The organism is Streptomyces rectiverticillatus, assembly GCF_013394065.1.
Lineage (GTDB): Bacteria > Actinomycetota > Actinomycetes > Streptomycetales > Streptomycetaceae > Streptomyces > Streptomyces rectiverticillatus.
This window is the reverse complement of record NZ_CP040752.1, coordinates 7101261-7114972: the sequence shown is the minus strand read 5'-3', so window position 1 is coordinate 7114972 and position 13712 is coordinate 7101261. Positions and strand designations below refer to the sequence as shown.

Below are 13712 nucleotides of genomic sequence, written 5' to 3'. Positions count from 1 at the left end.
CGGGCGGGTCAGCCCGCGGGGCTGGGGGACGGAGCGTCGATGCGGTGTGCCGGACGGGCATTGGTGAGTACCAGGGCTGCGCTGGCCTGGCGGTTGAGCGGGGGGACGGAGGCCGTGAGGTGGAGGAAGGCGCGGGAGCAGTCCTTCTTCGGCACTCTGACGAAGGTCACTTCGGTGATGGACGGAAGCATGGCGGCAAGGGCGTCCCGCGTGTCCTTGTCGAGCGAGGTACCGAGGGATTCGGCCAGGTCCAGCAGGGCGATACCGCTGTCTCCCTTCCAGCGCAGGATCAGTGCGGATTCCGGTCCCTTGACGAATTCGACGGTGAGGTCGATGCTGCGTTGCCGTTGGTCCTTGAGGGCGTAGGTGAGGGTCGCGGTGCTGGAGAAAGCCCAGGTGCCCCCCGCCTTGTTCGCGACGAGGTAGAGCGTGAACTCCCCGTTACCGGCCGGCACCACGAGGTCGAAACCCGCTGCCACGCGGTGGGGCGCTCCCGTCCTGATGCCGAACCAGACCCGTTCGACGATCGGTGCCGCGACGGCCGGGGGAAGAGGTGCGACCCGGAGCCGCTGGAGCAGGGCATTGCAGTCCTCGCCGCTGAAGGGGCCCGCGCTGAAGGCGAACTGCCACGCCTTGCCCACTCGTTGTCCGCTGACCGTGACGTGGGCCTTCCCGGTGTCGAAGGTGCCGACGAGGGACAGCGCCGGTGGCTCCTTGGGGAAGAAGTCCGCCTGGGAGACGACTCCGCCGAGGGTGATGCGGGGTTCGTCGAGGACGGTGACGTCGCGGCGCTGGGCGACGCCGAGCGAGTAGTGACGGGCCCGGAGATTGCCGCTGGCGTAGATGTAGCCGATACCGGCGTCGGGGATCGCCCCTCCGGGGAACGCGGTACCGTCCCACACCCCTCCCTTGGGCCCCTTCTTCGCGGCTTCGAGCCGGGCGGTGAAGTCGGTGCTCGGGAGGGATACCTCCGCGTGGAGCCCCACGCCGGATACGGTCAGCGTCGCGGTGGCGGTGATCTGGAGTTCCTCCGTGCTCATCACGCACCTCAGGACCACCTTCTCCAGGGTGAGCGGGCTCTCATCGGGCCCGGGGGCCGTCAGCCGGCCGGCGACGGTGCCCTCGACGGTCAGGGCGAAGGGTCTTTCCTTCCGGTCGGGGACTCGGGCGTCGATGGCGGCGGCAACGCGCGTCACCGAAACGTCGGTCTGTTGTCCGGTCGCGGCGCGCAGCGCTTCCAGGCATCCGTCCAGTGTCTTGCCCCGCTCCTTGACGGCCGGGATGTCAGTGAGCCGTCTCGGTGCCTTCTCCGACGAGAGCCGATAGCGCCCGCCACCGAGGTCGGCGACCAGGTAGGACACGGCCCCGTCCCGCGAGACGAGCCTCAAGGTCTTCGCGGTGTCGCCGGCGAGAGCGGCCTCGTCCGGGGCATCGGGGCCCTCTTTCTCCTCCAGGTCGCTGCCCAGCTTGCGCCGTGCCAGGGCGAGAGCCTCCGGTTCGATGGCCATGGCCCTCACCCCCAGCCCTGGGGGTAGGCGAAGCCGGCTTCGGGAAACCAGTCGCACCACCAGTAGTCGAAGGAAAGCCGTGACGTGTAGTTGCGATGCGGGACCGTTTCCAGCCCCTTGATGTCGCCCACGACGATCCGCGCGATATTGGCGAGCGAGTCGCTCTTCTCATCGAAATAGTGTTTGTGGTTCGCCATCAGGGTGTCCTGGGGGGCGAGCTTGCACGTCGTCTTGAACCTCCGGCCGCCGAACTTCTTGTGCGCCGGGTCGGTCCCGTAGGCCGCGAGCAGGCTGATGGGATCCCAGTCGACGGACCCGACGAAGACGCTGTCGTTGAAGCCCAGGCCGTTGGCCGTGGTGGCCCCGGCACCAGGGCTCCCCAGGAGGACCAGCGCGTCGCACCACTGCGCCCCCGACCTCCCTCCGGTCAGGGATTCCGACCACTTCTGACGTGCCGCGAACCCGACCACCACGCTCCCGTAGCTGTGACCGCTCAGGGTCAGGCGGGGCATCGGCTTCTTGTTGTCCGTGAACAGCTTCTTGAGGAAGTCCACGTCCGCGATCAGGTGCTTGCAGCCGTCTGTCGCCATGAGCTGGGTCGTGCATCCGGGGGAAGACTTGCGGGCCGGCGCCTTGTACCCCATCCATGCCAGCACGCAGACCTTCTTCGTTCCCTTCCTCGGGTTCTGCTTGCACTCCTCGTACAGGTGGAGGGCCGCCTTCGTCACCTGAGAGATGGTGCCGATCCAGTGCGTCGTGCCGGGCACGACGAAGGCGACGCACTCGGCGTCCTCCAGGTTCGTGCCCACTGTGATGACTGCCCGGCCGTACTGGCTGAAGACCTCGGAGTCGTAGTGGAACAGGCGTGGTTCGAGTCTTTTGTCCCTGGCCAGCTTCAGGGCGTCCTGCACATATTCCGCGTTCTTCTTGACGGTGGACTTCGGACTCCCCAGGTCTTTGATCAGCTTTGCGCTGTTCGCCCGGTAGCGCTCTTCGAGAGATGCGATCACGTCTTCTCCCTACACGGTGAGGTGTTCGAGTGCGCCGGTGCCGATCGGACGCCACTCCGCGTTCAGCCGGCAGCCGAGGGTCGTCTTCTTGCGGTCCAGGCGGTGGCCGGTCGCACTGAGGGCGATCCGGTGGCGGTGGGGAACGGGAAGCATGACATGGGCGTGGTCCTCCGCCTCCCGGCCCGTGAGGTCGAGGACGTGGAGTCCGGTGTCGCCGTCCGGTGGCAGGAGTTCGATGCGCATGGCGGTTGCCGTGCCCGGCGTCAGGTGGTGCACACGGGCGGTCAGGAACCCGTCGGTTGCGGCCCGGAAGACGCGCCGGTCCGCCAGCTTGACCGAGTCGCTCCTGCTGAAAGTGGCCGACCGCTGGGTGTACGCCTCGAAGCCGGGCACGTCGTCGTGCCGGTTGGCGAAGAGGCGTGCGGCGTGGTGCACGGAGAGGCCGGTGGCCGTCAGGAGGGGCCAGGCGACGGTGACGAACGTGTTGAGCGTATGCGTGAGCGGACGGCCGCCGGGGCCGGGCAGCTTGGCCGCCAGTTGGAACGCGGTGTCGCGGATGACGGCGACGGAGGCGCTGGCGTCGTCGGACACCGGACGGCTCTCGATGGCACCGGTGGCGTTGGCCCACGTGAGCCTGACGTCGGGCCTCTGCCCCGCCTTGTCGATGTACCAGCGCAGTTCGGCGTTCTTGTCCAGGTCCCGTTTGAGGTCGACCAGGTACCGCGTAGGACGGAAGTCCTTGAAGACGAACCCGGCCGCGAACTTCGACAGGGGGATCCTGTGCTGCCGTGATCCGTTGTTCGTCTTTTCGGTGATGACGATGTCCGGGTGGCCGGTCTTCTTGTTGACGCGAACGCTGTCCAGCCTGAGCACGAGCTTCATGCCCTTGCTCAGTTCGATGCGGGTGCGCTCGCCGGTGGCCACTACGTAGCGTCCGCGCGGGGTACGGGCCTTGGTGAAGGTGACGGTGTCGGTGGGGTCCTTGATGACCTGGGGGACGATGGAACCCGGTTCGTTCGTCAGGTCGTTCGTTCCCTCTCCCACGGGGAGATCCACAGTGATCTCCTGGATCGACGACACGTCGGCGGGAGCCTCGATGGTGAGGGCGAGGTTGACGCTCGTCCCGATCGACAGCGCGGGGGAAGGAACGGTGTAGACCAGCAGGGTCTTGGGGGGCGGTGACATGGCAGCCTATTTCCGGGGCTTGACGCCGAGCCGTCCATTGCCCTCGGCTGTCCGGCAGCCGAAGGGGAACCACGTCGCGTACAGCGTGGCGGTCGGTCCGCCGTTCTCGACGCCGACGCTGATGCCGACGACGTCACCGTCACGGACGGCGGCGGTCAGATGGCCCTCCCGGTCGCCCGGGAGGGAAAGGGTGTTCGGCGCGGCGCTGGATGCGGTGGTCACCCTGAGGGTGGCCTTGCCCGAGGGGTTCTTCGCGGTGGTCGTCCGCAAGGTGGCCAGCAGCAGGCCGCTCGTCGGTGCCGGATCCGTCGTCCAGGAGCATCCCCCCGGCGGGGTGACGACGGGGTTTTTCTCGGGGAAGAGGTTCTGGGGGCTGCCGATGAGCTTCGCCGTGCCGTTGAGTGTGAGCTCGCCGACCCGGAGATCGCCCTGTTCCACGGTCACCAGCACGGCCTGAGTGTCGTGCTTGGGGGCTCTTTCGGCAGTGAGGACGAAGACCGTCTGCTCGAGCATCTGATTCGTGAGGTAGGAGCAGTCACCCGTAGCGGCGTTGCGCCGGTAGCGCGAGTTCTTGCCGTCCTCGCTCAGCCCGTGCTTCATCCGCTCCCCCTTGACGGCCCAGGACATCTGGTAAGAGGGTGCGGTACCACCGCCGTCGTTCCAGTGGAGGGTCGCGGTCTGCCCGCGGCCGACGTGGTAAGGGGCAGCCCGCAGGCCGTGGATGATCCGGTCGTCGGGAGGCGGGCCGAGTACGTGGTCCTCGGCACCGGTCGTCACGGGCCGACCCCCTGCCGAACCGGTGACGGTGGTGGTGACGCACAGGCTGGACGGCGCCGGCCCGGCGAGGGACAGGGCGAAGCCGACGCTCTCACCGCTCACGAGCGTGCCGTCGCCGGACCCGGGCACGGCGGTGAACCGGGTGCCGCCGTCCTCGGCGGTGACGGTCCAGGCTGCGGTGGCGGTGTGCTCCTGGACTTCGAAGGCGGCCGTGCCGCCGGAGTCCGCTCCGTCGCCGGTGAGCGCGAGCGTGATCCGCTCGCAGGTGAAGGGCTCGTTCTCGTAGTTGGTGAAGGTGACGTCGTAGCCGCGGGTCCATGTGCCGGCCCGGGGGGCGGGGGCGAGGTCGCAGAGGACCCGGGCGGGTGCGGTCGTCGTGGTCATGGGCGGATCTCCTGCCGGTCCCCGGAAGGGGGTTTCGAGGGCAGCGGGGGTGTGTGGGTGAGGTAGCCGCTGGTGGCGACGGGCGGGGTGTCGCCGTAGGACACCCGGGCGTCCGCGGGTACCAGCGGCCGGCGCGTCCAGTCGTCCCGCGGCCGGTCCGCGGGGTCCGTGCGCTCGTACCAGTCCCACGTGCCGAGCCAGCCCGTCGGGGCCGGCAGTACGACGGGGAGCGGGCCCGCCTCGCGCCGCTCGGGCGGGGCGGGGCGGCCGGTGAGGAGCAACGGCCCGGCGGGGATGCCGATGCGCAGGTGGGAGAGGATGGCGGAGACCAGGGCCGGGGGCAGCCGCAGCTCCGCCGTGGGCAGGATGCCGGTGCGGGCACTGATCTTGGCGAAGGGGTCCATGAGGAGGACGGGGTAGGCGGCCGCGCTCGGGTCGGCCTCGTCGCGCACGGTCACGGGGGCCGGGCGGGCGGCGAGGGTGAGCGGTCCCTTCTCGATCCACGTGAGCCACGCCGCGGACTTCGGCGGCTCGTGCGCCACGTAGAGGCGCTCGTAGGAGGGCACGGTGCGCGGCTTGCCGTCGACAGCGGTGTAGTAGCCGATGAGACCGTCCAGGCGGTCCCAGGCGGCGCCGAGCGGCACGGGCCACGCGGCGCTCCACAAGGGGTGCTGGTCGCCGGGTGCCGGTCTCTTGAGCGCGGCCTTCCAGTCGTCGCGCAACACGTCGTCCGGTGGGGGACCGTAGACCTCCAGATGGATCCGGGTGCGGACGAGGGCGAGGGGGCGTCCGGCCAGGACGCAGAGGGTACGGTCGCGGTCGGCGACGGGCGGTGCGATGGAGTGCAGGCCGCGGTCGACGGCGGCCATGACCTCGCGGAACCTGCGGGGCTTGGCCCGTTCCTCCGGCTCGGCCCGGCCGGCGCGCTGGTCGGCGTCCTGGTCGACCAGCGCGCGCAGGAACCCGGCCAGGTGGGGGTATGCCGTACCGAAGCGCTCGCCGAACACGTCGCCCGGTGTGAGCCAGGGGGACCCGGGCAGTGGCAGCCAGGTGACGGCCTGCCGCTTGGGTTCCCGCACGGGGCCGATGAGCCGGACCTCCCCCAGCCCTTTCCCGTGCGGGTCGTGGACGAGGAGCGAGTGGGGGGCGGCCGTGTGGGGGTCCCTGTGGGCCAGCAGCCAACCGCACACCGGGGTGTCCCGGGTGAGATCGGGGTCGGTGTACAGGTCGAGGACAGGTTTGGGCTCGGTCGAACGGTGGGGCATGAAGTCGAAGGCGAGACGGGCGGGCTGCACGAGGCGTGGGGGTTGCTGGACGTACGGAGGCCGCCTGCCCCCCTCCACGGGGTGGCGGGGGGTCAGACCGGGCGAGCGGCGCGGTGGAGTCTGTTCCGGTTTCTGCCCCTCCCCCGCGATGACGTCCAGCGCGTGTCCGAAGCGGTCGCTCACGGCCAGCCGGCTCAGGACGAACTGACCGGCGCGGACGGGCTGGAAGTGCGCGGCGTCGGCATCCGGGACCACGGCGTTGTGGGGCCGGAGCAGGTCCTTGAGCTCCGCGGGGAGCGGGTCGCCGGTGAGGCCCGGCCGGCGCTGGGCGGACCAGGCGTGCAGGCCGTCGAGGGCCTGGGTGAGCAGGTCCCACCCCGCCACATGCCCGTTGACCTTCTTCAGTTGCTCGTGCGGGGCTGTGGGGTGGGTTTCGCGATGGTCCTGGACGCGCCTGTGCCAGGTGAACAGCGGCACGGAGGCGAGCAGGGTCCTGCCCCTGGCCGGTTCCTGGAGTTTCACCGGCTTGCGCGTACCGGGGCGCTGGTGGTGGTGGACGCCCTCGAGTGCCCAGTAGTCCTTGTCGTGCGGCTGGGGGTAGAAGTCGACCTGCCAGTGCAGGTGCAGCGGCCGCCAGGGCTGCTGCCACACATGGCTCAGCGCCGGCCACTGGGTGCCCGCGGGGATCGTGGCCCTGTGCTCCTTCATCACGGCCGGCAGCGCGCGGGCCTCGCGGTCAAGGGGGCGTTGCGGAGGTGAGGTGCCGAACGCGGCCAGGGTACGGCTGATCGTCCAGAATTCCGTCAGCACGCGTAGCAGCACGGAGAACGGGATGCGGACGGAGGGGGAATCGAGCGCCTGCTTCAGCTTGGCGAAGTCCGGCGGTTCGGGCGCGGGTTGCGGGCTCGCCTCGCGGTTGTTGACGGTGATCTTGGGGATGAGCTGGGCCGGCATCCGGCAGGGCAGCCACGCGTCGGCGGTGGGCGGCGTGTCCTTCTCCATGGCCGCACCGTGGAGAAGCAACACAGGTTCGGCGGCCTCGAAGAACGGGGGGCGTGGTACGCGCCTGGCGGCCCAGCCGCGGCGCAGCCATACGAGGCGGTCCTTGTCCTTCTCGTCCTTTCGCAGTATGTCTTCCACGCTCTTGCGGGCCGCGGCCACGGCGAGGGCCGCGTCCCGGGTCCGCTGTGCCAGGCTGTCCTTCCGCCCGATGTCCAGCTGCTGCTTACAGGCGGCGGCGAACGCCTCGGGCGGGTCCTGCAGACCGCCCATCCACCACAGGTCGTAGAGGTGCCCGCGCAGCGCCGCCTGCCGGCGCTCCGCCCGGTCCAGGGTCTCCTGGCACTGGTTGAGCTTCTCCAAGGCCTGGCGTTCCCGCGAGGTCGGGCCGCCGTGTCCGTCGCCCGGGGGTGGCACGATCTGCCAGGCGTATCCGCCGCATGTGCTGTGGAACCACGTCCGGTGCTCGGCTTCGTCCAGGGCGCGGGCGCCGAGGGTCATGTCGCCGTCGAGGGCCTCGAGCTCACCGCTCTGGAAGGCGTTCATCAGGAGCACGGCCTCGTCGAGCTTCCTGCCTTCCCAGCGGTCCGAGGACACATCGTCCGCCGCCCTGCTCTCGTTGCCAGGGCCTTCCTTCCGGACGCTGTCCCTGACCAGGGCCGCGGTCGCGTCCGCGGGGCCGTGGCCGATGGCCAGCTTGACCTCCGCGCCGCCGGCGGGTCTGCGGGAGACCGGGGCGGCCTTCAGGCCCCAACGCAGCCCCAGCACCGCGCCGGTGTAGACGGATCGCTGCGGCACCGGGCCGTCCGGTGCGCGCCAGCGCAGCAGCTTGAGCGTCTCGGCATAGCGGTCCCGTGGTTCGGTGAGCTGTTGCCACGCCGCTGTACAAGGGTCATGGGATCCGTAGAAGAACTCCAGGAGGTCGGCGGCCTGCTTCTGGTGCAGCGGATCGTCCTGCGGGTTGTTGTGCCAGCCGAAGACGAGATAGTCCAGGGTTCCGTTCGGCAGGGTGTCCTTCCGGTCGGTGCCGACGCGGTCGTGCATCGAGAAGACGTCGGCGTTGTAGGGCTGGTACGCGGCGAATTCGGGGATGCCGGGGCCGGCCGCGGTCAGCCGCACCCGGTCGGCGTGCGGGTCCTCGGCCCAGGGGCCGCCGGCCAGGTCGTGCCGGCGGCCGATGTAGAGGCCGGGCCCGAACGGCGAGGTGCCGCCCTTCTGGCCGGGCTTGGTCCGCCGGGTGCTCGCGAAGTCGCTTTCGATGACCCAGCCCGCGGCCTTGGGGGCACTGTCGCGGTCGCTGTCGGGGCGGAAGTAGCGGATCACCAGCCAGCGATTGGGAGCCACCGGGTGGACGGGGGTGGTGGCCGTGCCGTCCTTGGCGTGGGCGCGGGCGGCCATCAGGGCGTCGGGGAGCTGCCAGTGGACGTAGACCCCGAGCTGTTTCTGGTGGGTCTTGAAGGGGACCTGTCCGGGGTCGGAGCGGGGCGCGAAAAGCAGCGGGGCGCTGTAGAAGAGTTCCTGGCCGACTGTTTCGCTCATGACGAGCGCTTCGACGTCGACAGGTACGACGAGTGGGTCGGGGTGGTCAGCCATGGCGGTCTCCGAGGACGGGCTGGACGGTCAGCCGGTGCGCGCTGTTGAAGAGCTGGGCCGCGAGGGTGGCGGGGGTGAGCTTGATGCCCTGTTGCGGGGCGCCGGTGTCGCGGAGTGTCTTCTCCAGTGCCTGCACCAGTGTTCTGACGCCGGTGCGGTCGTCGATGTTGAGCACTTCCGCGGCGCGGGGGAAGGCTTTGCCGTTCTTGCCGGCCGGTGCGCGGGTCAGCGCGTAGACACCGGTGAGCCGGCCGGCCGGGGAACCGATCCTCTTGCCCGGCGCGGCCGTGATGCGGCGGAGTCCCAGAGTGCCGTTGTCGGCCCGGGAGTCGAGCCCGAAGTTCAGGGCCTGGGGCGGCTCGCAGAGGGTGACCTTGGCGGGGACGCCCGTGAACAGCAGCAGGAGGGTGTCCGGTGCCGGGCGGCGGGCAAGGACCTTCATAGCCGGTGTCGCCTCGTACGTCAGGTCGGGCCAGTCCCTGATCAGGGCCGAGCGGACGAGCAGGCCCAGGACGGGGGGCGGCGCCTCCCCATCCCCCGTCGTCTCCAGCAGGCGGGCGGTGAATTCCCGGTCGAGGGTGGTGGCGGTCCCGAGGGCCGCGGCTCCGGCGTACAGCGCGTCCAGCCAGTACCGGTCCACGTGGAACAGCCGAAGGCTTTCCGGCGGGAGCATGCGCATGTCCGGGACGAGGAAGGGGAAGGGCAGGGAGTCCAGCAGCTTGGTCCGGTCGAGACCGGCCGCGGCGAGTTCGTCCGCGCACGCCCGCGCAGTCTCCGACAGGGTGGCGGTGAACAGCTCGTGTGCTGTCGCCTCCGCGTCTTCGGAGAGGAACGCGGACAGGGCGGCCTGCCAGCCCTCCTCACTGCCGGGGGACGCCGGTGCGTGGTCGCCGCCCTCCCCCGTGACCGGTTTCTTCTTGAGGCCTTGCGTGATCCTGGTCCCGATATCGTGATTCTTGACGAGGTCGTTGAAGCGGGCGACGGCCGGACCGCCGTTCGTCTGCCCGCCGGCGCCCTGCACGGCGACGAGGTCCTGAAGTGCGGTCATGGCCCTGCTCCGCGAGCGGCCCAGTCCCTTCGCCAGGTCGTAGTTCGCCAGGGCCAGGAGCCGGCCGGCTTCGAACGCCGCGGCGTAGCTGACGTCGAAGACGGCGTCGTCCTTCAGGTGGATCAGGGACGCCGCCGCGGAGCCGAACGAGGGCGAGCCCGCACGGGGGTCCTGGGCCGGGTGGGCGGTGAATGGTCCGCGGTACCAGCAGATGCTCTGTTCGCCCGAGGGCAGCCGGTGCCGCAGCGCCACGTACCCGTGGGTGCGGCGCTGCCGCACCCGCTCCCGTACGGGGTCGCCCCCCGTGACGGGCGGAGTGGGCAGCCGCAGCACAGGCTCCTTCTGTGCGTTCTCCGCCAGCCGTTCGGCCAGCGCGTGGAAGTCGGCCGGGTTCTCCGTGCAGACGAACGACCAGGACCACAGGGATACGAAGCGCACTGCCGCGAACCGCTTGCTGTCGACGGGCCCGCCGAGGAAGTCGTACGTGCCGTGTCCGTCGAGCGAGACCAGGTGCGCGGTGTACGGCACGCCCTGGCTGCGGGGAAAGCGGTTGCCGAGCACCACGGCGAACCGGCCCCTCCGCAGACCGCGTTCGGCCGCCTGTACGTCGGCGCCACGGGGGACGGGGACGATGTCCACGTCGCGTGCGTGCGCGAGGAACGGCAGCTCCCGGCGGCGGGGCAGCAGCTCGAGCAGCGCCTCGCGCCGCACGTCGAGGGTGCGGCAGGACGTCGCGGCCACCGCCGGCGGCACGTCGTCCAGCAGCGGGAGCAGGACGGGACCCTGCTGGTCGCTCTTGCCGGCGACCTCGGAGACCTGCCGTACAGGGGCGTACTCCCCCCGGACGTCGTCCTTGCGCAGGTCGTGGTCGGTGACCAGCAACAGGGCGAGCCAGGGAAGCCGTGGGGCGTCCTCCTTCGTGCTCCCGCCCAGGAGCCGGGCCCAGGGCAGGGACGACTGGTTCACGGTGATGTGCGGCAGCGCTCCCCGGTAGTCGCCCATGGTGTCGGGCGGCGGGTAGACGCCGAGGACGCATGCCGGGTCGAGGGTGAACCGGGGGGCGTCCACGACGACTTGCCGGGTGGCCTCCGGCAGGGCGTTCTTCGCACCACTCGCGTCCTCCACCGTGTGGGTGACGTGCAGGGTGTAGGTGCCTGCCGTCATGACCGGCGTCAGGTCGTCCCGCAGGTGGAGCTGGTGCTGGGGGACCGGAGGGGTCTGGGTCACGTGGTCACCTCGCGCCGTTCACGAGAGCGGGGTCGTCCTGGAGGTACGACCACAGGCGGCCGGCGTAGCCGTCGAGCTTTCCGGGCCTGGGCGGGCTTCCGGTGCCGGGCGGTGTCATGCCCTCGTGAGCGAGTGCCGTCACGAGTGCCTCGCGGGCCTTGAGGGCGGATGGGGTGGCCAGCTCGGTGGCCAGGTCGGCGCGGCTGCCGCGAACCGGGGAGTTCCACTGCGGTCCGGCGGTGGGGGCCCGCACCGGTCCTGCGATCTCCTTGCTGAGCAGGTCCTGTTCGGCCACCGGCCCGAGCGAGGTGCCGCGTAGTTTGGGCCCGGGCACGACGACCCGTACGCCCAGCAGCCGGTCGGACAGCAATTCCTCGGTCCGCCCGTCGGGAACGGGCGGCTTGGTGTCGGGCTTGTCGAGGGGTTTGTCCCACAGGCTGGCCGGAACGCTGCCTGTCACCGCGGTGATGTCCCAGGCTGCCAGGTTCTCGGTCTCGGTGCCGCCTCCGCCGGTATGACGGCGGACGGTCACGGTGTGCTCGGACTGCCGGCCTCTGAGGTTCATGGGCCGGATGGAGACCGGGTCGCGGGTCAGCCTCCGGTCGTCAGCGACACCGTCGGTGGTGATGTCGGTGGCCGGGGTGCCGCCTCGGTGGACCTTGCTGATCGGCACCTTCGAGGAAGTGGCGAAGGTGAAACCTTCGGTGGAGGCCGTCCAGACCGCTTTCCCCTCCGGGCCGCCGGACTGCGACGCCGCCGCTCCCGGCGCCGGCAGCAGGCCGGTCACCGCCCGTACCTCGAGCGGTTTCGCCCCGAGCACGGTGTCCGTGAACTGAGGCCACTTCAGCCAGTCGGGCCGGCCCGGACGGTCCTCCCCGAACCGCATCCGTACCGTTCCCACCCCTGCGGGGAGCCTGAGCTCGGCGACGCCCCCGGTCGGCGGGCCCCAGACGAACAGATCGACCTCGAGTTTCAGCCGGAGCGTCTTGAGCCACAGGTCGGCCTCCACCTGGACGGTCACGCCCACACTGAGGTCGAAGAAGAACGGCTGCCATTGGATCACCGCGTTGACCCGGGCCCGGAACCACGCCTTGACCCGGCCCGCGTGGAAGTCCGCCTGCCACAGGCCCCCGACCATGAAGGCCGACGGCGTCAGCGCGGCATAGCACTCACCCCGGACGGACAGGGACGAGGAGACCCCCCACTGGTAGCCGATCCGCTGCACCTCCGGGTAGTGGGCCCGCTTCGCGTAGCCGGGGTGGTAGCCCCCCAGCGACACGACGAAGTCCCCGGCATGCGGTGAGGGGGCGAGCCAGGTGCAGTAGGCGAAACCGCCCTTCGGCTTGCACTCCGGGGAGATGATGAACGAACTCCGGTCGAGTTCGCCCTCCAGCGACAGTTCCCCGCGGCGCGCCGCGTACTCGGCCTTGAGAGCCAGGGTCGCCCGGGCGTACACCGTACGTCCCGCGCCTTTCGGGAACTGGGCGGTGGCCGTTCCCAGCAGGCTGAGCACGAATTGGTCGCCGGCCTGGAGGAGCAGCAGTGCCCGTGCGTCGACGAGGCCGAAACAGGTGAAGGTCAGGCCGGCCGCCAGACAGATCCGCCCCGGCGCGGGGTGGACGACCTTGGCGAGGTCGGCGAGTACCGCGGCGGGGTCCCGGGGTTTGTCACTGTCCTTGCGGTCCAGGCCCGCGACGAGCGGGAACGAGGAGACCTCCGAGAGCGCGGGACGGTCCACCCTCATGTTGTAGCCGAAGCCACCCATCAGCCCGGTGACCTGGAACGGCGGAGGTCCCACGCGCAGCCCGCCCAGCTCACCGTAGACGAAGAGCGCCACGCTGCGGTCCTTCTTCTGGGCATAGAAACCCGCGGCCGCGATGGACAGGTGGGGCAGCTTCGTACCGACGCCGGTGATGGTGGCCGTGACCAGGCCGCCCACCTTGAGCTCGTACTCCTTCGGCGGCGGCAGGCGCAGGAAAGCCCCCGAGAGGCTCACCGGACCGGCCGAGAAGTCCAGACCCAGCCCGTCCAGACAGCCGACCGCACTGTAACGGCCGTCGAGGCTGACCCCCACCCCCAGCCCCAGCGACTGCAGCGAAACAACCGACAGGCTCACCCCGCCGTCGACCAGCAGCCACGCCCGGCCGCGCGCTGCGGCAAGCCCGATCCGCCGCAGGCGCAGTGGGCCCAGTGAGGCGTCGACGTTCCGCCAGCGGGCACCGGCGGTCGGGGCGGGCTCCAGGCCGGCGGTGCCGGGGCCTGCGCCGTCCGGCTGCCAGGGCTCGACGGCGGTGCGCTTCCCGTCGAGAGGAGCGTTCAAGGCATGGCTGCGGCCTAGAAGCCTGACGGTCGCGCCGATACCGCCACGGCCGGACAGCCCGTTCTTGGGCAGCAGCAGTGCCTTCGCCCCGGGTCCCGGGGCGAACTTCTCGATCAGCGCGTTGATCTCCTGGGCGTCCTTCCCGTTCACCCCCGTGGCCGAGGAACACAGCTGGAGCTGAATTCCTTCCAGCCCGGCCGTGCCACGGGGAATCTCGGCTCCCACCACGGGGAGGTCCGTGAGTCCTTTGTCCACGGGGATGTCGGCGAGCAGCACCCACTGGGACGTGCTTGGTTTGTCGGTCATTCACCCGCTCCCGCTGCAGCGGCGGGGGTCGGAACGACCTCAGCCGGTCGGACGATTCATGTGTGTCTATGAGCACTCAAGAGCGGCCAG

The 13712-nt window shown here is 70.5% G+C and carries 7 protein-coding genes; all 7 read right to left on the bottom strand.

Annotated elements, in window-relative coordinates; translation table 11 throughout:
* Positions 1-8 precede the first annotated feature (8 nt).
* The 7 genes from FGW37_RS30755 to FGW37_RS30725 are packed head-to-tail and all read right to left on the bottom strand — an operon-like array spanning position 9 to position 13622.
* The gene (locus FGW37_RS30755; protein WP_179084060.1) at positions 9-1508 is read right to left on the bottom strand and encodes a hypothetical protein; all 1500 of its coding nucleotides are present in this window, start codon (positions 1506-1508) and stop codon (positions 9-11) included.
* 5 nt (positions 1509-1513) lie between these two features.
* Complete coding sequence (locus tag FGW37_RS30750; protein ID WP_179084059.1) at positions 1514-2518, bottom strand: alpha/beta hydrolase; 1005 nt, start codon at positions 2516-2518, stop codon at positions 1514-1516.
* Between the two features lie 9 nt (positions 2519-2527).
* The gene (locus FGW37_RS30745) at positions 2528-3703 is read right to left on the bottom strand and encodes a hypothetical protein (RefSeq protein ID WP_179084058.1); all 1176 of its coding nucleotides are present in this window, start codon (positions 3701-3703) and stop codon (positions 2528-2530) included.
* A gap of 6 nt (positions 3704-3709) precedes the next feature.
* Positions 3710-4864 carry a hypothetical protein gene (locus tag FGW37_RS30740; RefSeq protein ID WP_179084057.1) on the bottom strand — a complete coding sequence of 385 codons (1155 nt, stop codon included), beginning with the start codon at positions 4862-4864 and terminating at the stop codon, positions 3710-3712.
* Complete coding sequence (locus FGW37_RS30735) at positions 4861-8721, bottom strand: hypothetical protein (RefSeq protein WP_179084056.1); 3861 nt, start codon at positions 8719-8721, stop codon at positions 4861-4863. Before FGW37_RS30735 ends, FGW37_RS30740 begins: the two co-directional genes overlap by 4 nt.
* Positions 8714-10996, bottom strand: coding sequence for a hypothetical protein (locus FGW37_RS30730; protein ID WP_179084055.1), 2283 nt, complete (start codon positions 10994-10996; stop codon positions 8714-8716). Before FGW37_RS30730 ends, FGW37_RS30735 begins: the two co-directional genes overlap by 8 nt.
* A gap of 4 nt (positions 10997-11000) precedes the next feature.
* Positions 11001-13622, bottom strand: a complete 2622-nt coding sequence (locus FGW37_RS30725) for a DUF6603 domain-containing protein (protein ID WP_179084054.1) — start codon at positions 13620-13622, stop codon at positions 11001-11003.
* Positions 13623-13712 lie beyond the last annotated feature (90 nt).